Annotated in this window: 19 protein-coding genes; 4 read left to right on the top strand and 15 right to left on the bottom strand. The window is 59.3% G+C overall.

What is annotated here, in order from left to right:
• Position 1 precedes the first annotated feature (1 nt).
• Complete coding sequence (gene ftsH / locus CD58_RS04015; protein ID WP_013692252.1) at positions 2–1,912, bottom strand: ATP-dependent zinc metalloprotease FtsH; 1,911 nt, start codon at positions 1,910–1,912, stop codon at positions 2–4.
• Positions 1,913–2,104: 192 nt separating this feature from the next.
• Positions 2,105–2,755 carry a 23S rRNA (uridine(2552)-2'-O)-methyltransferase RlmE gene (gene rlmE, locus CD58_RS04010; protein ID WP_025211785.1) on the bottom strand — a complete coding sequence of 217 codons (651 nt, stop codon included), beginning with the start codon at positions 2,753–2,755 and terminating at the stop codon, positions 2,105–2,107.
• Between the two features lie 106 nt (positions 2,756–2,861).
• Between rlmE and CD58_RS04005 the strand changes: the two genes are divergently transcribed.
• Positions 2,862–3,170 carry a YhbY family RNA-binding protein gene (locus tag CD58_RS04005; RefSeq protein WP_003177852.1) on the top strand — a complete coding sequence of 103 codons (309 nt, stop codon included), beginning with the start codon at positions 2,862–2,864 and terminating at the stop codon, positions 3,168–3,170.
• 10 nt (positions 3,171–3,180) lie between these two features.
• Here the strand turns inward: CD58_RS04005 and CD58_RS04000 are convergent, their stop codons facing one another.
• The 8 genes from CD58_RS04000 to grpE all read right to left on the bottom strand — a co-directional run bounded on the left by CD58_RS04000 (position 3,181) and on the right by grpE (position 13,660).
• Positions 3,181–3,585, bottom strand: coding sequence for a hypothetical protein (locus CD58_RS04000; protein ID WP_025211784.1), 405 nt, complete (start codon positions 3,583–3,585; stop codon positions 3,181–3,183).
• Between the two features lie 28 nt (positions 3,586–3,613).
• Positions 3,614–4,090: a transcription elongation factor GreA gene (gene greA, locus CD58_RS03995; protein WP_025211783.1), complete on the bottom strand. Its 477-nt coding sequence runs from the start codon at positions 4,088–4,090 to the stop codon at positions 3,614–3,616.
• A 2-nt stretch (positions 4,091–4,092) separates the two neighbouring features.
• Positions 4,093–7,314: a carbamoyl-phosphate synthase large subunit gene (carB, locus tag CD58_RS03990; protein WP_025211782.1), complete on the bottom strand. Its 3,222-nt coding sequence runs from the start codon at positions 7,312–7,314 to the stop codon at positions 4,093–4,095.
• A gap of 104 nt (positions 7,315–7,418) precedes the next feature.
• On the bottom strand, positions 7,419–8,555 hold the full coding sequence (gene carA / locus CD58_RS03985; protein ID WP_025211781.1) for a glutamine-hydrolyzing carbamoyl-phosphate synthase small subunit: 1,137 nt from the start codon (positions 8,553–8,555) through the stop codon (positions 7,419–7,421).
• Between the two features lie 256 nt (positions 8,556–8,811).
• On the bottom strand, positions 8,812–9,618 hold the full coding sequence (dapB, locus tag CD58_RS03980) for a 4-hydroxy-tetrahydrodipicolinate reductase (protein WP_025211780.1): 807 nt from the start codon (positions 9,616–9,618) through the stop codon (positions 8,812–8,814).
• Positions 9,619–9,627: 9 nt separating this feature from the next.
• Positions 9,628–10,752, bottom strand: a complete 1,125-nt coding sequence (gene dnaJ / locus CD58_RS03975) for a molecular chaperone DnaJ (protein ID WP_025211779.1) — start codon at positions 10,750–10,752, stop codon at positions 9,628–9,630.
• Between the two features lie 322 nt (positions 10,753–11,074).
• The gene (dnaK, locus tag CD58_RS03970; RefSeq protein WP_025211778.1) at positions 11,075–12,991 is read right to left on the bottom strand and encodes a molecular chaperone DnaK; all 1,917 of its coding nucleotides are present in this window, start codon (positions 12,989–12,991) and stop codon (positions 11,075–11,077) included.
• Positions 12,992–13,093: 102 nt separating this feature from the next.
• Positions 13,094–13,660, bottom strand: a complete 567-nt coding sequence (gene grpE / locus CD58_RS03965) for a nucleotide exchange factor GrpE (protein WP_025211777.1) — start codon at positions 13,658–13,660, stop codon at positions 13,094–13,096.
• Positions 13,661–13,900: 240 nt separating this feature from the next.
• Between grpE and recN the strand changes: the two genes are divergently transcribed.
• On the top strand, positions 13,901–15,574 hold the full coding sequence (recN, locus tag CD58_RS03960) for a DNA repair protein RecN (protein ID WP_025211776.1): 1,674 nt from the start codon (positions 13,901–13,903) through the stop codon (positions 15,572–15,574).
• 75 nt (positions 15,575–15,649) lie between these two features.
• Here the strand turns inward: recN and fur are convergent, their stop codons facing one another.
• A complete protein-coding gene (fur, locus tag CD58_RS03955; protein WP_003197684.1) occupies positions 15,650–16,054 on the bottom strand; it encodes a ferric iron uptake transcriptional regulator in 405 nt (134 codons plus the stop codon).
• Positions 16,055–16,151: 97 nt separating this feature from the next.
• Here fur and CD58_RS03950 point away from each other — a divergent pair, with 97 nt between their 5' ends.
• Positions 16,152–16,679 carry an outer membrane protein assembly factor BamE gene (locus CD58_RS03950; protein ID WP_025211775.1) on the top strand — a complete coding sequence of 176 codons (528 nt, stop codon included), beginning with the start codon at positions 16,152–16,154 and terminating at the stop codon, positions 16,677–16,679.
• A gap of 59 nt (positions 16,680–16,738) precedes the next feature.
• On the opposite strand, the gene CD58_RS03945 is transcribed toward CD58_RS03950, so the two are convergent.
• Genes CD58_RS03945 through CD58_RS03935 form a run of 3 tightly spaced genes read right to left on the bottom strand, consistent with a single transcriptional unit; the run spans position 16,739 to position 18,892 of the window.
• A complete protein-coding gene (locus CD58_RS03945) occupies positions 16,739–17,041 on the bottom strand; it encodes an RnfH family protein (protein ID WP_025211774.1) in 303 nt (100 codons plus the stop codon).
• Positions 17,038–17,481, bottom strand: coding sequence for a type II toxin-antitoxin system RatA family toxin (locus tag CD58_RS03940; protein ID WP_025211773.1), 444 nt, complete (start codon positions 17,479–17,481; stop codon positions 17,038–17,040). The genes CD58_RS03945 and CD58_RS03940 overlap by 4 nt, the downstream gene beginning before the upstream one ends.
• Positions 17,482–17,488: 7 nt before the next feature.
• Entirely contained in the window at positions 17,489–18,892 is a 1,404-nt protein-coding gene (locus CD58_RS03935; protein WP_025211772.1) for a sodium-dependent transporter, read from the bottom strand.
• A gap of 118 nt (positions 18,893–19,010) precedes the next feature.
• Here CD58_RS03935 and smpB point away from each other — a divergent pair, with 118 nt between their 5' ends.
• Entirely contained in the window at positions 19,011–19,493 is a 483-nt protein-coding gene (gene smpB, locus CD58_RS03930; RefSeq protein WP_025211771.1) for an SsrA-binding protein SmpB, read from the top strand.
• Between the two features lie 152 nt (positions 19,494–19,645).
• Here the strand turns inward: smpB and CD58_RS03925 are convergent, their stop codons facing one another.
• Positions 19,646–20,413, bottom strand: a complete 768-nt coding sequence (locus CD58_RS03925) for an FCD domain-containing protein (RefSeq protein WP_025211770.1) — start codon at positions 20,411–20,413, stop codon at positions 19,646–19,648.
• Positions 20,414–20,554 lie beyond the last annotated feature (141 nt).

Here is a 20,554-nt window from a genome sequence, read left to right as displayed (position 1 = left end):
CTTAAACGTCAGCAGCCGGACCGCCGATCGGTGTTTCGGGGCGCTCGCCCTGTACCGCAGGTGGCGTACCCGAGGTACCGGTGCCGCCGGACCAGTCGCGAGGTTCGCGTGGCACACGGCCCGCCATGATGTCGTCGATCTGCTCGGCATCAATGGTTTCGTACTTCATCAGGGCATCGGCCATGGCATCGAGCTTGTCACGGTTGTCCGTGAGGATCTGCCGCGCAGTGCCGTAGCATTGGTCGATGATGCTGCGTACTTCAGAGTCGATCAGCTTGGCTGTCTCACCGGAGAAACTTGCATGCTGGCCACCGCCGCCACGACCCAGGAACACTTCTCCCTCTTCTTCGGCATACATCAGCGGCCCCAGCTTCTCGGACAGGCCCCACTTGGTGACCATGTTCCGGGCAATCTGGCTGGCACGCATGATGTCGTTGGATGCGCCAGTGGTCACACCGTCGAAGCCCAGCGTCATTTCTTCGGCAATACGGCCGCCATACAGCGAGCAGATCTGGCTGATCAACGCGCGCTTGGACAGGCTGTAGCGATCTTCTTCCGGCAAGAACATGGTCACACCCAAGGCACGACCACGCGGGATGATCGAGACCTTGTAGACAGGATCGTGCTCAGGCACCACGCGACCGACGATCGCATGACCCGCCTCGTGGTACGCCGTGTTCTGCTTTTCTTTCTCCGACATGACCATGGATTTGCGCTCCGCGCCCATCATGATCTTGTCCTTGGCCAGTTCGAATTCCTTCATTTCCACGACGCGCTTGCCGGTACGAGCGGCAAACAGCGAAGCTTCGTTGACCAGGTTCGCCAGGTCGGCACCGGAAAAACCCGGCGTACCACGGGCAATCACGGCCGGAGCGACGTCGTCACCCATTGGCACTTTGCGCATGTGGACCTTGAGGATCTGCTCACGACCACGAATGTCCGGCAGCCCCACCACAACCTGGCGGTCGAAACGACCAGGACGCAACAAGGCAGGGTCGAGCACGTCCGGACGGTTGGTGGCAGCGATCACGATGATGCCGTCATTCATTTCGAAACCGTCCATCTCGACCAGCAACTGGTTGAGGGTCTGTTCGCGCTCGTCGTGACCGCCACCCATGCCAGCGCCACGATGGCGACCCACGGCGTCGATTTCGTCGATAAAAATGATGCACGGTGCGTGCTTCTTGGCCTGTTCGAACATGTCACGAACACGGCTGGCACCCACGCCGACGAACATTTCGACGAAGTCGGAACCGGAAATCGTGAAGAACGGCACCTTGGCTTCACCGGCGATCGCCTTGGCCAGCAAGGTTTTACCAGTACCTGGTGGGCCCACCATCAGTACGCCGCGCGGGATACGGCCGCCCAGGCGTTGAAACTTGCCCGGATCACGCAGGAACTCGACCAGCTCGCCGACCTCTTCCTTGGCTTCGTCGCAACCCGCGACGTCGGCCAGGGTGGTTTTCACCTGGTCTTCGGAAAGCAGCCGGGCCTTGCTCTTGCCAAAGCTCATCGGCCCGCCCTTGCCTCCTCCGCCGCCCTGCATCTGCCGCATGAAGAACATGAACACGGCGATGATCACCAGGATCGGGAAGCTGGCGACCAGGAGCTGGGTCCAGATGCTTTGCTGCTCAGGCTGCTTGCCTTCGACCACGACATGGTTATCCACCAGGTCGCCGATCAGGCCATTGTCCTGGATTGCCGGACGAATGGTCTTGAAGCTGTCGCCATCGGTGCGCTTGCCGGTAATCACATAGCCGTCGACGGCTACGCGCTCGACCTTGCCATCCTTGACCTGCTGGATGAAGTCGGAATAGTTGAGGGTCTGCGGCTCGTTAGGGCTGGAGAAGTTGTTCATCACGGTCACAAGGACAGCGGCGATGATCAACCACAGGATCAGATTCTTTGCCATATCGTTCAATTAACTACCCTCTGAAGCAAGCTCCGCTATTGGCGCGCGCTTCGCATGATATTCACCGGCCTAACTTACTACATTACCTACGACTCTGGCAGGCGCCGTCTGTAACCCTTTGTGAAACTTTGACCGCGTAATTTTCGTTACACGACTTTCGCAATGCGAGACAAAAAAAACTATCGCCCTGTATTAAAGACGCTCATCGCTAGCTGCGCCTTCAATCCCGCGAAAGCCCCGCGCCAGCAGATACTGCTCGCGAGAGCGGTCGCGCGACGACAATGGCTTGCGCATTTGCACCTTATCGAACAGTTTGCGCATGCCTTTGTGGTACTGATCGAAGCCCTCACCCTGGAAGACCTTGATCAAAAAATCGCCACCTGGTCGCAAAACCCGCCCGGCAAGATCCAGGGCCAGCTCGCTGAGGAACATCGCACGAGGCATGTCGACAGCCGCTAATCCACTCATATTGGGGGCCATATCGGAAATCACAAGGTCAACCTGCGTATTTCCGACAGCCTCCAGAATTTTTGCCAGCACGGCGTCTTCGGTGAAATCGCCCTGGATGAAGGTCACATCGGGGATGCTGTCCATTTCCAGGATATCGGAGGCGATCAACCGTCCCTGGCCGCCGATCAGACGACTGGTCACCTGGGACCACCCACCTGGCGCAGCGCCAAGGTCAATCACGGTCATGCCTGGACGGATCAGACGATCCTTCTCCTGGATCTCCAGCAATTTATAGCTGGCACGCGAACGATAGCCGTCTTTTTGCGCCATTTTGACGTACGGATCGTTGAAGTGCTCTCTGAGCCAGTTCTGGCTAGTCTTGGAACGGGCCACGGGCCACCTCTAAAAATAAAACGGGTCGTGATTAAGTGGGCGGTCCCGGACTCGCTCGGGTAAACTGGCCGCCGCTTTTTACAAGATCAGACGCAGGGGTCAGATTATGCCGCTCACTCAAGAGCAGAAGAAACAATACAAATCCATTGGCCACCATCTGAAACCGGTTTTGACTGTGGCTGACAACGGTTTGACTGAAGGCGTACTCGCCGAACTGGAACGCGCATTGGGCGATCACGAGCTGATCAAGATCAAGCTCAACATCCTCGACCGCGAAGCCCGCCTGGCTGCCGTTGCTGAACTGTGCAAGACCGGCAAGGCAGACCTGGTACAGGTCATCGGCAAGATGGCGCTGATTTATCGCAAGAATTTCAGCGTCAACAAGCAACTGTCGAACGTTCACCGCTTCAAGTGACACCAAAGGGTCAAGGGTGTGCTTCGCGCACCCTGCCACCCCATCCGGGAACCGGCTGCATCACCAGCACCAGTCCGGAAAAACCCAGCACCAGGTAACTGAACACCTGCCACTGGCTCGCTTCCGGCCAGCCGAGACGCACCGCAAAAAACATCCCACACGCGTACATCGACATGAGCAGCAACTGCCCACGCATGTCACGCCATAGACTGGCAAGGCCCTCGGCCTGAACCAGCACCAAAGCCTGAAACACCACACATGCCGCGGAAAACCCCACCAGCAGCGCCGTCAGCATGCCTGCGATTTCATCGATGAGCAGCGGTGCCAGGCCGACTCGACCCAACACCGGCAGCAGACCGATGTGCAACAACCAAAGACCGCCCACCCACAACATCTGGGTGAGCTGCCAAATCATGGCGCCAGCGCGTAGCGGGCGCCTTCGTTCAGATATGACGGACTTCGACAATCTCATACTCGATGACGCCACTCGGCGTCTTCACAACCACCACATCCCCCTCTTCCTTGGCGATCAAGGCGCGAGCGATAGGCGAACCGACGGAAATCTTGCCGAGCTTGATGTCTGCCTCGTCCTCGCCAACGATCTGGTAAGTGACGCTTTCATCGGTCTCGACGTTGGCGATTTCCACGGTGGTACCAAAGATCACCTTGCCGGTGTGCGGAATCGTCGTGACATCGATGACGACCGCATTCTGCATGCGGCCTTCGATGTCACGGATACGCGCCTCGACCATACCCTGCTGCTCGCGAGCAGCATGGTATTCGGCGTTTTCCTTCAGGTCTCCCAGCTCCCGGGCCGTACCGATGTCCTGGCTGAGCTTCGGACGAACGACCTTGGTCAGGTGGGCGTGTTCTTCTTCCAGGGCCTTCGCGCCCTGAACGGTCATCGGGTACTTGGTTATGCTCATGCCTTCAATCCTGCATGTAGATCCTGCAAGCGACGCACGGTCTTCTCGGGACCGAACTTGAGCGCTTCGCAGATCGCTTCGCCTGCAGCAATGGTCGTGGTGCAGTAGATCTTGTGCTGCAGCGCATTGCGACGAATGGAATAGGAGTCGGCAATCGACTGACGACCTTCGGTGGTGTTGATGATCAGCGTGACTTCGTCATTCTTGATCATGTCGACCACGTGCGGACGCCCCTCGGTCACCTTGTTCACGCGGCGCACTTTCAGGCCTGCCGCTTCGATCAGCTTGGCGGTACCGGCCGTGGCGACCACTTCAAAGCCCAAGTTGATCAGATCACGAGCCACACCTGCAACCAGTGGCTTGTCGTCATCACGTACGCTGATGAACGCCGTACCGCCAGTCGGCAGCACTTCGCTGGCGCCCATCTGGGCCTTGGCGAAGGCTTCGCCGAAGGTATCACCCACGCCCATCACTTCACCGGTGGACTTCATTTCCGGGCCGAGGATCGGGTCCACGCCTGGGAACTTGGCGAATGGGAACACCGCCTCTTTCACACTGTAGAAGTTCGGGATGATTTCCTTGGTGAAGTTCAGCTCTTTCAGGGTTTTACCCGCCATGACCCGCGCAGCGATCATCGCCAGGGATACACCGATGCACTTGGACACGAATGGCACGGTCCGGGAAGCGCGCGGGTTGACTTCGATGACGTAGATGTCCTCGCCCTGCAGGGCCAGTTGCACGTTCATCAGGCCGATGACACCCAGTTCGAGGGCCATTTTCTTGACCTGCTCGCGCATCTCGTCCTGGATGTGGGCCGGCAGCGAGTAAGGCGGCAGCGAGCAAGCGGAGTCACCGGAGTGAACGCCGGCCTGCTCGATGTGCTGCATGATCGCGCCGATCACCACATCTTTGCCGTCGCTGACCGCATCCACGTCCATTTCGATGGCGCAGTTGAGGAAGTGATCCAGCAGCACCGGGCTGTCGTTGGAGACCTGGACCGCTTCGCGCAGGTAACGCTTGAGCTCGTCTTCCTGATAGACGATTTCCATCGCACGACCGCCCAGCACATAGGACGGACGCACCACCAGCGGATAGCCGATCTTGGCCGCGGCACGAATTGCTTCGTCCTCGCTGCGCACGGTGGCGTTTGGCGGCTGACGCAGGTTGAGGCGCTCGACCATCTGCTGGAAACGCTCACGGTCTTCGGCACGGTCGATCGAATCCGGGCTGGTACCGATGATCGGTACGCCAGCGGCTTCAAGGGCGCGAGCCAGTTTCAGAGGCGTCTGGCCACCGTACTGGACGATCACGCCTTTAGGCTTCTCGACGCGGACGATTTCCAGCACGTCTTCCAGGGTCACCGGTTCGAAATACAGACGATCGGAGGTGTCGTAGTCGGTGGACACGGTTTCCGGGTTGCAGTTGACCATGATGGTCTCGTACCCGTCATCGCGCAGGGCCAGTGCCGCGTGTACGCAGCAGTAGTCGAACTCGATGCCCTGGCCGATCCGGTTAGGACCGCCGCCCAGGATCATGATCTTGTCGCGGGTCGATGGCGCGGCTTCGCATTCTTCTTCGTACGTGGAGTACAGATAAGCGGTGTCGGTGGCGAACTCGGCCGCGCAGGTGTCGACGCGCTTGTACACCGGGAACACTTCCAACTTGTGGCGATGGGCCCGCAGGCTCTTCTCGGTCACACCCAGCAACTTGGCCAGCCGCATGTCGGAGAAGCCCTTGCGCTTGAGGCGAAACATCGCGTCGTGGTCGATGCTGGACATGCCCAGGGTCTTGACCTTCTCTTCTTCCTTGATCAGATCTTCGATCTGCACCAGGAACCAAGGGTCGATCATGTTCATGCCGAAGATCTGCTCGACGGTCATGCCGGCACGGAAGGCATCCGCCACGTACCAGATGCGCTCGGCACCCGGCACGGTCAGCTCGCGCTTGAGCACGCTCATGCTTTCCGGGTCGTTCAGGTCCAGCTTCGGATCCAGGCCGCAGACCCCCACTTCCAGGCCACGAAGGGCTTTCTGCAGGGACTCCTGGAAGGTCCGGCCGATGGCCATCACTTCACCGACCGACTTCATCTGAGTGGTCAGGCGGGCGTCGGCCTTGGCGAATTTCTCGAAGGCGAAACGTGGCAGCTTGGTGACGACGTAGTCGATGGACGGTTCGAAGGACGCCGGGGTCTTACCGCCGGTGATGTCGTTCGACAGCTCGTCCAGGGTGTAGCCCACGGCCAGCTTGGCGGCAACCTTGGCAATCGGGAAACCGGTGGCCTTGGAGGCCAGGGCCGAGGAACGGGATACCCGCGGGTTCATCTCGATGACCACCATGCGACCTGTGTTCGGGCAGATGCCGAACTGGACGTTGGAGCCGCCGGTTTCCACGCCGATCTCACGCAGTACCGCCAAAGAGGCGTTACGCAGAATCTGGTATTCCTTGTCGGTCAGGGTCTGGGCCGGGGCGACGGTGATCGAGTCGCCGGTGTGCACGCCCATCGGGTCGAAGTTTTCGATCGAGCAGACGATGATGCAGTTGTCCTTTTTGTCGCGGACAACTTCCATTTCGTATTCTTTCCAGCCGATCAGGGATTCGTCGATCAGCAGCTCTTTGGTCGGCGACAGGTCCAGGCCACGGGCGCAGATTTCTTCGAATTCTTCACGGTTGTAGGCGATGCCGCCACCGGTGCCGCCCATGGTGAAGGACGGACGGATGATGCACGGGAAGCCCAGACGCTCCAGGACGGCATTGGCCTCTTCCATGCTGTGGGCGATGCCCGAGCGTGGACAGTCCAGGCCGATGGATTTCATCGCCTTGTCGAAGCGCGAACGGTCTTCGGCCTTGTCGATGGTGTCGGCGTTGGCGCCGATCATTTCCACACCGAATTTCTCCAGGACGCCTTCGCGCTCCAGATCCAGGGCGCAGTTCAACGCGGTCTGGCCGCCCATGGTCGGCAACAGCGCGTCAGGGCGCTCTTTCTCGATGATCTTGGCAACGGTCTGCCACTTGATCGGCTCGATGTAGGTGGCGTCGGCCATGGCCGGGTCGGTCATGATGGTGGCTGGGTTGGAGTTCACCAGGATGACGCGGTAACCCTCTTCGCGCAGGGCTTTACAGGCCTGGGCGCCGGAGTAGTCGAATTCACAGGCCTGGCCGATCACGATCGGGCCAGCGCCAAGAATCAGGATGCTTTTTATGTCTGTACGTTTTGGCATGGGTTTGTCACTCAAATCCGCAGGTCAGTCGGCTAGGCCGTCGAACAATCTTTGAAGCGCCCGAGGGGCCGCCGCGCTAGGGGCCGCCATCGGGCTTCACGCGGTCAGCGTCGCTTGGCCATCTCATTGATGAAGCGATCGAACAGCGGCGCCACATCGTTCGGGCCCGGGCTCGCTTCAGGGTGGCCCTGGAAGCTGAACGCGCTCTTGTCGGTACGCTCGATGCCCTGCAACGTGCCGTCGAACAGCGACTTATGGATCGCCCGCACGTTGGCCGGCAAGGTCGCTTCATCCACCGCAAAACCATGGTTCTGGCTGGTGATCATCACGACGCCGGTGTCCAGGTCCTGCACCGGGTGGTTGGCACCGTGGTGGCCGTGACCCATCTTCAAGGTCTTGGCGCCCGAAGCGAGGGCCAGCAACTGGTGACCGAGGCAGATGCCGAATACCGGGATCTCGGTTTCCAGCACGTCCTTGATCGCCTGGATCGCGTAGTCGCATGGCTCAGGGTCGCCAGGGCCGTTGGACAGGAACACGCCATCGGGCTTGAGGGCCAGGACATCGGCGGCCGGGGTTTGCGCAGGCACCACGGTCACGCGGCAACCACGTTCCACCAGCATGCGCAGGATGTTCAGCTTGACGCCGTAGTCGTACGCAACCACGTGGTACGGCAGCTCGGAGGCTTCGATCGTCGCGTGACTGTCGGTTTTCAGGTCCCAGACCGTGGAGCGCCACTCGTACGGCTTCTTGGTGCTGACGACTTTCGCCAAATCCATGCCCTTGAGGCCAGGGAAACCCTGGGCGGCGGCGATGGCAGCTTCTTCGGAAATGTTGTCACCGGCCATGATGCAGCCGTTCTGCGCGCCTTTTTCCCGCAGGATGCGGGTCAGGCGACGGGTGTCGATACCTGCGATCGCCACGACATTGTTGGCTTTCAGGTAATCGGACAGGGACATCGTGTTACGCCAGTTGCTCGCTACCAGCGGCAGGTCACGAATGACCAGGCCAGCGGACCAGACACGATCAGACTCGGCATCTTCCGGCGTGGTGCCGGTGTTGCCGATGTGCGGGTAAGTCAGGGTAACGATTTGCTGGGCGTAGGAAGGATCGGTAAGAATTTCCTGATAGCCGGTCATTGCGGTGTTAAACACCACCTCACCAACGGTCTGACCGTCGGCTCCAATGGCTTCGCCGCGAAAAATGCTGCCATCAGCAAGGGCGAGTATGGCTGGCTTAGTCAAGAAGACCTCCCGTAAATAAAGCCTGAAAGGGCGATCGCAGGTTGTAAAAAAGCGGAGTGACGTATGGACACGTCACCCCGCTTGTTCACTGAATTATTCTGCGCGCTTTTAGTGGACACACTAAAGCTGTAGCTTACAGAAAAAGGCTTTTTTGGTCCACCGCTAATGAGCCTTAAAGGCAGGGGAATGCGACAGGCCGTCGCGAAGCGGTGTAAAACGGGGGCTCAGTATAACCTGAACCCCGCGTCCAATGACATCAGCGCAGGTCGAGAACGTCCTGCATGTCGTACAAACCAGGCTCGCGACCCTCCAGCCACAGCGCAGCACGAACGGCACCCTTGGCAAAAGTCATCCGGCTCGACGCCTTGTGCGTGATTTCCAGGCGCTCGCCTTCAGTGGCGAACAGCACGGTGTGGTCACCCACTACGTCACCACCGCGCACCGTGGCGAAACCAATGGTGTCTCGCTCACGGGCACCGGTGTGCCCCTGGCGTCCGTACACGGCCACTTCCTGCAGATCGCGACCCAATGCATCGGCAATCACTTCACCCATGCGCAAGGCCGTTCCCGAAGGCGCGTCGATCTTGTGGCGGTGATGCGCCTCGATGATTTCGATATCCGCATCGTCGCCCAAGACTCGGGCCGCCATGTCCAGCAGCTTCAACGACAGGTTGACACCCACACTGAAATTCGCCGCGAAAACGATCGGAATGTCTTTGCCGGCATCGGCCAGCAACTGCTTTTGTGCAGCGTCCAGCCCCGTGGTGCCGATAACCATGGCCTTGCCGTTCTTACGGCAAATGGCAAGGTTCTTGAGCATCACCTCCGGCAGCGTGAAATCGATCAGGACATCAAACTCATCGAGCACCTTCTCCAGGCCGCCGGTCATCGGCACGCCGATACGCCCAAGCGAAGCCAGCTCGCCAGCATCGGCGCCAACCAAGGTACTGTCGGGTCGCACGATGGCCGCCGTCAGGCCAGAGAGCGGCGAGCGCTGCTGCACCGCCTCGACCAACGTCTTGCCCATGCGCCCCGCAGCGCCCATCACAGCTATACGTCGCATGCGACCTCCTTACAGATCGCCGAAGAAGCGCTTCACGCCTTCGAACCAACCCGTCGTTTTCGGGGAGTGACTGTTGTCATCCGCCAGCGAGCTGCGGAACTCTTCCAGCAGTTCACGCTGGCGTCGGCTCAGATTCACCGGAGTTTCCACCGCCACCCGACACATCAGGTCGCCTGCGCCACCGCCACGCACTGGCGCGACGCCCTTGCCGCGAATCCGGAACTGCTTGCCGGTCTGCGTACCCTCAGGGATTTTCAGCTTGACGCGACCGTCGAGGGTCGGGATCTCAAGCTCGCCACCCAAGGCTGCATCGACAAAGCTGATCGGCACTTCGCAGAACAGATGCTTGCCGTCGCGCTGGAAAATCGCGTGCTCGCGAACATTGATGACGACGTACAGATCGCCGGTCGGACCGCCCTGGGCACCCGCCTCACCTTCGCCGGACAGGCGAATGCGGTCACCGGTATCGACACCGGCCGGCACCTTCACCGAAAGCGTCTTGTACTCTTCGACGCGCCCTTCGCCGTGGCAGGAGTCGCACGGATCGGAAATTATCTTGCCCTGGCCATGGCAACGCGGGCAGGTCTGCTGCACCGAGAAGAAGCCCTGCTGCATGCGAACCTGACCAATGCCGCCACAGGTCGGGCAAGTGACGGGCGAGGAGCCCTTCTTGGCGCCCGAGCCATCGCACGGCTTGCAATTGACGAGCGTTGGAACGCGGATATTGACAGTGGTACCGCGCACCGCCTCTTCCAGGTTCAGCTCCAACGTGTAGCGCAAGTCGCTGCCACGCTGGGCGCCACCACGGGCACCGCCGCGACCACCGCCGAAGAAATCGCTGAACACGTCGCCGAAAATATCGGAGAAATTCTGACCGCCAAAACCGGCACCGCCGCCGCCCATGCTTGGGTCGACACCGGCATGACCATACTGGTCGTAAGCCGCGCGCTTGCTCGAATCGGACAGTACTTCGTAGGCCTCATTGGCCTCCTTGAACATTTCTTCCGACGCTTTATCGTCGGGATTACGGTCCGGGTGGTGCTTCATCGCCAGGCGACGATAGGCCTTCTTCAGGTCCGCCTCGCTGGCCCCCCGCTCCACACCCAATACTTCGTAATAGTCACGCTTTGCCATTAGTCTTTGCACTCTTATAGGACGTCCGGCAAACCTCTCCTGAACCTTGCCAAACTCGTTGAGCCCCAATACAGGCCCGGACCCAACTCACGTCAATTCAACGATCCTGGTCTTAAATTTTTCAGCCAGGGCCCCGGCCAAAACGCAGTGTCCGTCGTTCGGAAAGCAGGAGCATTCCCGATCACACCGCCAGCACCCGAGCGTTGTCGCATGCTGTAAAAATTCACTGGCTCCAGACACGCCAACGCGGGAGCAAGCTCCCGCGCGGCGACATCCTACCAGCCACCGCACAAATGCAGTCAACCGGCCGACCAACAAGCGATTACTTGTGGTCTTTCACTTCTTCGAACTCGGCATCCACGACGTCGTCGGCTTTTTCGGCCGATTCGCCCTGGGCAGCCGCGCCTTCAGCGGGCTGAGCCTGCTCGGCGTACATCTTCTGAGCCACTGGGGCGGAGACCTTGGACAGCTCTTCGATCTTCGCCTCGATGGCCGCCTTGTCGTCGCCTTTGACGGCAGCTTCAAGTGCAACCACAGCCGCTTCGATGGCAGTCTTCTCTTCCGCAGTCACTTTCTCGCCAGCATCAGCGATCATTTTGCGAGTCGAGTGCACCAGGGCATCACCCTGGTTGCGGGCGCTGGCCAGCTCTTCGAACTTGCGATCTTCCTCGGCGTTGACTTCAGCATCGCGAACCATCTGCTGAATTTCTTCCTCGGAGAGACCGGAGTTGGCCTTGATCACGATCGACTGAGTCTTGCCGGTGGCCTTGTCTTTCGCGCCGACGTGCAGGATGCCGTTGGCGTCGATGTCGAAGGTCACTTCGATTTGTGGCACGCCACGTGGAGCCGGTGGAATCTCGGCGAGGTCGAACTTGCCCAGGGATTTGTTCTGCGCAGCTTGCTTACGCTCACCTTGCAGCACGTGGATGGTCACGGCGCCCTGGTTGTCATCGGCGGTCGAGAACACTTGGGATTTCTTGGTAGGAATCGTGGTGTTCTTCTCGATCAGCGCGGTCATCACGCCGCCCATGGTTTCGATACCCAGGGTCAGCGGGCTGACGTCGAGCAGCAGAACGTCCTTCACGTCACCGGCCAGAACGGCGCCCTGGATGGCAGCACCCATGGCAACAGCTTCGTCCGGGTTCACATCCTTGCGCGCTTCTTTACCGAAGAAATCGGTCACCAGCTTCTGAACCAGCGGCATACGGGTCTGACCGCCGACCAGGATCACGTCGTTGATCGCGCCAACGTCGATACCGGCGTCTTTCATCGCAATGCGGCAAGGCTCGATGGTGCGCTGAACCAGGTCTTCCACCAGCGCTTCAAGCTTGGCGCGGGAGATTTTCACGTTCAGGTGCTTCGGACCGGTGGCGTCTGCAGTGATATACGGCAGGTTCACGTCGGTGGACTGGCTCGAGGACAGCTCGATCTTGGCTTTTTCAGCGGCTTCTTTCAGGCGCTGCATGGCCAGCGGGTCACCCTTGAGGTTCATGCCGCTTTCTTTCTTGAACTCATCGACAAGGTAGTCGATCAGGCGGATGTCAAAGTCTTCACCACCGAGGAAGGTGTCGCCGTTGGTCGCCAGTACTTCGAACTGGTGCTCGCCATCGACTTCAGCGATCTCGATCACGGAAACGTCGAAGGTACCGCCACCCAGGTCATAAACGATCACAGTGTGATCGCCCTTGGCCTTGTCCATACCGTAGGCCAAAGCAGCCGCGGTCGGTTCGTTGATGATACGTTTTACGTCCAGGCCCGCGATGCGGCCGGCGTCTTTGGTCGCCTGGCGCTGGCTATCGTTGAAGTACGCAGGAACCGTGATGACCGCTTCAGTCACCGCTTCGCCGAGGTAGTCTTCGGCGGTTTTCTTCATTTTCTTCAGGATTTCAGCCGAGATCTGTGGCGGCGCCATTTTCTGGCCGTTCACTTCAACCCAGGCGTCGCCGTTATCAGCCTTGGCGATCTTGTAAGGCACCATCTTGATGTCTTTCTGAACGACTTCTTCGTCGAACTTGCGACCGATCAGACGCTTCACCGCGTACAGGGTGTTATGCGGATTGGTCACTGCCTGACGCTTGGCAGACTGGCCAACCAGAATTTCGCCATCGTTGGCGTACGCAATGATCGACGGCGTGGTGCGCGCGCCTTCAGCGTTTTCAATGACTTTGGCCTTGCCGTTTTCCAGCACGGAGACGCACGAGTTGGTGGTCCCCAGGTCGATACCGATAATCTTGCCCATGTTAACTCTCCCGGAACTTGGATTTGGTTGCCGCAGCAGTGGTGGCTAACTGCGGTAGCACTTAAACGCTTGACTTCTTAATGGGGGCCGTTTCGACCGATTTCAAGCCTGCTCATCAATAGAAGGCGAAACCGGTGCCGGCGTCTTGCTGACCACAACCATGGCCGGGCGCAACAGGCGACCATTGAGCAGATAGCCCTTCTGGAAAACCTTCAAGACACTGTTGGGCTCGACGTCTGCGCTTTCCTGCATCGCCATGGCCTGGTGGTGTTCGGCGTTGAAGGGTTCGCCATGTGGATCAATGGCTTCGAGCTGATAACGCTTGAGGGTGTCCTGGAACATTTTCAGGGTCAGCTCGATGCCTTCACGCATCGGACGAATGTTTTCGTCATCCGGATTGGACAGCTCGAGGCCGCGCTCCAGGCTGTCGATGATCGGCAGCAGGTCGCTGGCAAAACGCTCCAAGGCGAATTTATGAGCCTTTTCTACATCCTGCTCGGCGCGACGGCGGACATTCTGCAGGTCGGCTGCTACACGCAACGCCTGATCCTGCGCACCGGCCAGCTGCTCCTCGAGCACTTGTACACGTGCCGCCAGGTCGTCACCCGAATCCTGGGGAGCCTGATTGGCGTCTAGATTTTGCGTATCCTGCGTCTGTTCGTCAGCCATAGATTTCTCCTTTCAACTTCGTCCGCGAGCTCGACTCGCGCTTCTGCCCCGGTATATGGGGCCGGGTTTTTAAGCTTCAAGGGCCGTCCGACGAATTACCCTTACAAAAAACAGCTGCATTCCATTCCAGACAGCGCTAAGAAACTCATCAACCCAAGCAAATCGAGCTAAGCGCAGGCATTGTCAGCTCGAAACAAAACACTGTATAAATAACCAGACCTAAAGCCTGGGAGCGGCCTTATGCTGGTGCACCTGTCCGTACATAATTACGCCATCGTCGAACACCTCGACCTCGAACTCGATCGAGGCATGAGTGTGATCACCGGTGAAACCGGTGCTGGCAAATCCATCATGCTCGACGCCCTGGGCCTGACACTGGGTGATCGTGCCGACAGTGGTGTGGTGCGTCCCGGAGCGGACAAGGCCGACATCCTGGCCACCTTCGACCTGGTCGATATCCCCGAGGCCAGCACCTGGCTGGCCGAGCGCGACCTGGACACCGACGGCTTGTGCATCTTGCGCCGCGTCATCACCGCCGAAGGCCGCTCCCGGGGCTACATCAACGGTACGCCCTGCCCCTTGGGCGACCTCAAGGCCCTCGGCGAACTGCTGATCGACATCCACAGCCAGCATGAACACCAGTCCCTGCTCAAGACCGATACCCATCGCCGCCTGCTGGACGAATACGCCGGCGCCACCGATCTGGCTCGCCAGGTGCAGCTAGCCGCCCAACGCTGGCGCCAGACTCGCCAGGAACTGGACCGCCTCTCCAACTCCGGTGACGAACAGCGTGCCCGCCATCAGTTATTGAGCTATCAGCTCGAGGAGCTGGAGAACCTGGCCCTGGGTGAAAACGAACTGGAGGAGCTGGAGCAGGAACACAAGAACCTGACCAACGCCGAAACCCTGCTGGGCATCTGCCGACAAGTGGTCGAGCAATGCAGCGAGAACGATTCAGGCAATGTGCTTAACGCGCTGACAGCAAGCCTGAACCGACTTTCCAGCGTCAACAATTCGGTGGGCGCCCTCAGCGAAGCGACCAACCTGCTGACGAGCGCGCAGATTCAGGTTGAAGAAGCGGTCGGGGAACTGAATCGGTTCCTTGATCATTTCGACGCCGACCCGGCACGCCTGCAATATCTGGAAGAGCGCCTGGACACTATCTATACGCTGGCACGCAAACACCGCGTCCAGCCAACCGATGTCGCCGAACTCCAGCAACGCTTATTGGAAGAACTGGAAACCCTGAACGCCAACGATGAGTCCATCGAGCGCCTGGGGGACGAGCTGGCCTCCTATGCCCGTCATTATCAGGAAAAAGCCAACGAGCTCAGCGAACTGCGCCGTCAAGCCGCGACCGGCCTGGCCAGCGCCGTGGAGCAGGAAATCCAGCGCCTGGGCATGCCCGGTGGTCGCTTCACCATCGAACTGCGCCCCAACGCTGGCGACGAGCTTCAACCCAACGGGATGGAGCAGGTGGAATTGCTGGTCAGCGCCAACCCCGGACAACCTCTCAAGGCACTGGCGAAAGTGGCGTCCGGCGGTGAACTGTCACGGATAAGCCTGGCCATCCAGGTCATCACGGCACAGACCTCCCGCGTACCGACGCTGGTATTCGACGAAGTGGACGTGGGCATTGGCGGGCCAACCGCGGAAATTGTCGGCCAACTTCTGCGCCGGCTGGGGGAGCGCGGCCAGGTGCTGACGGTCACTCACCTGCCCCAGGTCGCCGCCCAGGGACACCAGCATTTATTCGTGCACAAGGTGCGCGGCCAGGACGCTACGCGTACCGCGGTGTCCAAACTCAACAAAAACGAGCGGGTGGAAGAAGTGGCGCGGATGCTGGGGGGAATCGACCTCACCAAGGAATCCCTGGCTCACGCAAAAAAAATGGTCGTTACCGCGAAAGTATAAGAACGACAGACAGCACGAAGGCGACCCAAGGGTCGCCTTCGCTCGTTTCGCGAACCTTAAGTTCGCGCGACCTGCTTACTTTTTCTTGCGTACGTACAGTACGAGATTGTGATCGACCATCTCGAAGCCATACTTGTCGACGATTGCTTTCTGCAGCCGCTCGATTTCTTCGTCGAAGAATTCGATCACTTCACTGGTCTCGACGTTGACCATATGGTCGTGATGCTTGCCGTCGTCCAGCTCGAAGACCGCATGGCCTCCGTCGAAGTTGTGCCGCACCACAAGGCCAGCTGCCTCGAACTGGGTCAGAACACGGTAAACCGTGGCCAGACCGACGTCCTCACCAGCCTCCATCAGCGCCTTGTAGACATCCTCGGCACTCATGTGGCGTTGCTCGGCGGAGTCGAGCATTTGTAGAATCTTGACCCTTGGAAGGGTCACTTTGAGGCCGGCTTTGCGTAGTTCGCTATTTTCAACCATGGTCAGCTTTCTCGCGATGCTGCTTCGCAGCTTCTCTTAATGCGGGTATGATCGGCGTTTACGTTGTCCCAGCCAAGATAGTGGAAGTCGCCCACCGATGCAAAACACCAAGCTCTTGCTAACCAGTTTCACCTTTGTGGGACTGCTCGCACTCGCCGGTTGTTCATTCCCCGGGGTTTACAAAATCGACATCCAGCAGGGCAATGTCGTCACGCAGGACATGATAGACCAGTTACGCCCGGGAATGACCCGCCGGCAAGTACGGTTTATCATGGGTAACCCCCTGCTGACCGACACGTTCCATGCCGATCGCTGGGATTATCTGTACAGCTTGCAGCCAGGCGGCGGTGAGCGCCAGCAGGAACGCATCAGCGTTATCTTTAGCCCCAATGACCAACTCGTCAGCCTGTCGGGCGATTTCATGCCAGGCGTGAGCCGCGACGAGGCCATCATGGGCAAGGACAGCGGCACGACGGTCACCGACCCGACCCAGAATACCGAACAGCCAAAACCGGAAAAACCGGTCAAGCCAGGTTCGTTGCTGGACCAGATCCAGAAGGATGTGGACAAAGTCGAGACTGTACCTGTCCCGACACCAGAACCTCTGGATACCTCGCCGCAATAAACGGCGACATTAAAAAACCCGGCATGCCGGGTTTTTTAACGCCTGCAATCCAGGCTGGATTACTGCTCCGTTTGACGTGCCTGGGCAGCCTTGGCCGCACGCAGGCGACGAATTTCTTTCGGATCAGCCAGCAACGGTCGATAAATCTCCAGCCGATCAGCCGCCTGCACCACCTGGCGCTCTGGATCAGCAACCACTTTGCCAAAAATCCCGACCGGACAGGTCGCCAGATCCAGTTCCGGGAACGCATCCTTAATACCTGAAGCCAGCAGCGCTGCGCGAACACTCGTGCCCTCCGGCACTGCAAATGTACGCAGGACCTGGCGCTCGACAGAGGCATACACCACTTCTACTTCAATCAACGCTTGAGCTCGGCATTCTGCTTGGCGCGTTGGCAGAACGCGTCGACCAGGGTATTGGCCGCCTGATTGAACAACGGCCCCAATGTGGCGCGCACCAGCGGGCCGGCGTAATCGAATGACAGGTCGAGGCTGATCTTGCAGGCTTTTTCACCGAGCGGCTTGAATACCCAGACGCCATGGAGCTGATTGAAAGGCCCCTCTTCCAGGTTCATTTCGATGGACTGCCCCGGCACCAGGGTATTGCGGGTGACGAAGCGCTGGCTCAATCCACCCTTGGCGATGTTAAGGCTGGCGCGCATATGGGTTTCGGAACTCTCAAGCACCTCGGCGGAAGAGCACCAAGGCAAGAATTGCGGATAACTCGCCACATCATTGACCAGGTCATAGAGCGCCTGCGCCGGGTAGGGCAGCAAGGCCGAGCGTTGAATATGTGTCGTCATGTAAGCGTCACTTCCACAGCTGGGCGGCAAACACTACGAGAATGCCGATGGGCGCCACATAGCGCATCAAGAACAGGCTCAAGGCGAACAATACAGGGTTGCGCAGCGACAACTCATCACGCACCGCTTCACGCCCCATGATCCATCCTGCAAACACTACGAAACACAAACCACCCAATGGCAGCATGATCCGTGATGTGAAGAAATCAATCACGCCGAAGAAATCCAGCCCTCCGGTTGCTCCCCACTGGTAGAGACGGAACAACCCGTCTTCGTTCACGAAAAACTTCGCCTGCTTCCATATATTGAAGGAAAAAACCGTCCCCAGGCCCACGAACCAGCAGGTGAAGGCCAGCCAGAATGTCACCCAGGCGCGGCTGAGACGGGTCCGCTCAACCAGGTAAGCCACCATGGGCTCCAGCAGGGAAATGGCCGAACTCCAAGCCGCGATGGCCACCAGGACAAAAAACACCACACCCATCACTTGGCCGAACGCCATGCTGCCGAAAGCAAAGGGCAGGCTGACAAACATCAGCCCCGGTCCTTCGCTGGGGTTCAGGCCCGCGGCAAACACAATCGGAAACAATGCCACACCGGCCAGCAGCGAGACGAAGGTATCCAACAGCGCGACGCCGACGACGGTTCGGGTCAGGGACGCGTTCTTGGGCATGTAGGCGCCGTAGATCATGATCGAGCCGACCCCGACGCTCAGGGAGAAAAACGCATGCCCCATGGCCGGCAGCAAGCCGTCGAGGACTTTCTCCGGCTTGAAGTCGAACATGAAATGCACGCCTTCCATGAAATGTCCGGTGGTCATGCTGTACCCCAGCAGCACCAGGATCATCACGAACAGCAACGGCATCATGATCCGCAGGCTGCGCTCAAGCCCGGCAACCACGCCACGGGCGATCACCACGGCGGAGAGCACCATGAAAATCGTGTGCCAGAGGGTCAACCTCCAGGGGTCGGCGATGACGTTGCCGAAATAGGCACCCACCTGGTCCGGCGTGGCGCCCTGAAAATCCCCACGCCCCATGTCGATGATGTAATCCAGCGACCAGCCGCCGACCACGCTATAGAAAGACAGGATAAGCAGCGCCGTGATCATGCCGGCGAACGCGCCCCACGACCACTTGGGCGAATGTCCCGCCGCCACGGCCAGCACCTTCAAGGCATTCGCCGGGCTCTGCCGGGCGCGACGACCGATCAGGGTTTCGGCCAGCATCACCGGCGCCCCGATGAGCACGATGCACGCCAGGAACATCAATACGAAGGCGCCGCCACCGTAGACGCCAACCATGTACGGAAACTTCCAGATACTGCCCAGCCCCACGGCAGAACCGGTCGCGGCGAGTATAAAGACCCAGCGGCTAGCCCAACTGCCGTGGACAGAAACCTTGTCTGTCGACATCGTGATCACGCCCAAGCGTTCAAAAAAGAGGCCGCATTGTCCGGGATTCATTCAACGTGCTCAAGCACGCAGCTTCACCGTAGCCGACACGCACGCAACTGCCTATAATGCCGCCCCTATGGCTAAACAGAAGAAACACCCCACAGGGACCATCGCGCAAAATAAAAAGGCGCGACACGATTACTTCATCGAACAGCGTTTCGAGGCTGGCATGGTCCTGGCCGGCTGGGAAGTAAAGAGCTTGCGTGCCGGCAAGGCGCAACTGGTCGACAGCTATGTGCTGCTCAAGGACGGCGAAGCCTGGCTGCTGGGCAGTCACATCACGCCGCTGACCACCGCCAGCACCCACGTGATTGCTGATCCGACACGCTCGCGCAAACTGCTGCTCAACAGGCGCGAGCTGGAAAAGCTCTTCGCGTCGGTGCAGCAGAAGGGTTACGCCTGCGTCTGCACGTCGTTGTACTGGAGCAAGCACCTGATCAAGTGCGAGATTGCGCTGGGCAAGGGCAAGAAGGAATACGACAAGCGCGATACCGAACGCGAACGCGATGCCGGTCGCGAGCTGCAGCGTGCAGTACGTAACAAGGGCAAGGAAGACTGAGTCTTTCGTCGTTGAGACCGCTATCGCGAGCAAGCTCGCTCCCACACCCGATCACGGCAATACACATATCCTGTGTTCACTGAAGATCCAATGTGGGAGCGAGCTTGCTCGCGATGACGGCGACACATTCAGCATCGATGTATCAGGCAGCGTTACATCCCCTTGCGCCGCTCCGCCCGCGCCACACGCTGCACTTCCTGACGCACCTCTTCCAATACTTCCTGCACATACAAAATATGTCGGCTGGACACTTCCCGCGCCTGCTCGGCGTGCCCGTCCATAATGGCTTGATACAATTCCCGATGCTGGCTGATCAGCATGTCGCGGGTTTCGCTGCGCTGCTTGTACATGCCGCCGATGTTGGTCACCACATTGCGCTTGAGCAGGTCGAACAACCCGCGAATGGTGTGCAACAACACCGCGTTATGACTGGCCTCGGCGATCGCCAGATGGAACCGGGCGTCCGCCGCGCCCTCCTCCGCCCGACTCACCTCTTCATGGCGTGAATAACAATCCTGCAGTTCTTCGAACGCCGCCGTCAGCCGTTCGCGATCCACGTCCGTGGCCCGTTGTGCCGCGTAATAGGCACAGGAAGCCTCCAAGGTGTGGCGAAACTCCAACAAGTCACGCTGCGCTTCAGGATTGCTTTCCAACAGTTGCAGAAGCGGATCGCTGAACGTCGAGCCCAGCGACTCCACGACATAGTTACCGCCGCCCTGGCGACTGACGAGCAAGCCCTTGGCGGCCAGTTTCTGGATCGCCTCGCGCAACGAAGGGCGCGATACGCCGAACTGCTCGGCCAAGGCCCGTTCGGCCGGCAACCGTTCGCCAGACTTCAACGTGCCCTCAAGGATCATTCCTTCAAGCCGCTCGACAATATCGTCGGACAAACGGCGCTGACGAATCTGATCAAACCCCATAACTCGATTCTCCACGATCCCGACGGCTCGCCGGGCTCTCTATTCTGGCCCATCCGGGCTTTGTCCACACCCGGCAAAAGCCGTTTTTTCAAACGGATCAGATGCCATCTGCACCGCTTATTCGACGAAAGTTTCAGGGCG

Origin of the sequence: Pseudomonas brassicacearum (assembly GCF_000585995.1) — a bacterium.
Classification (GTDB): Bacteria; Pseudomonadota; Gammaproteobacteria; order Pseudomonadales; family Pseudomonadaceae; genus Aquipseudomonas; species Aquipseudomonas brassicacearum_A.
Note: the sequence above shows the minus strand (reverse complement) of the source record. Positions and strands in the feature narration are given on the sequence as shown.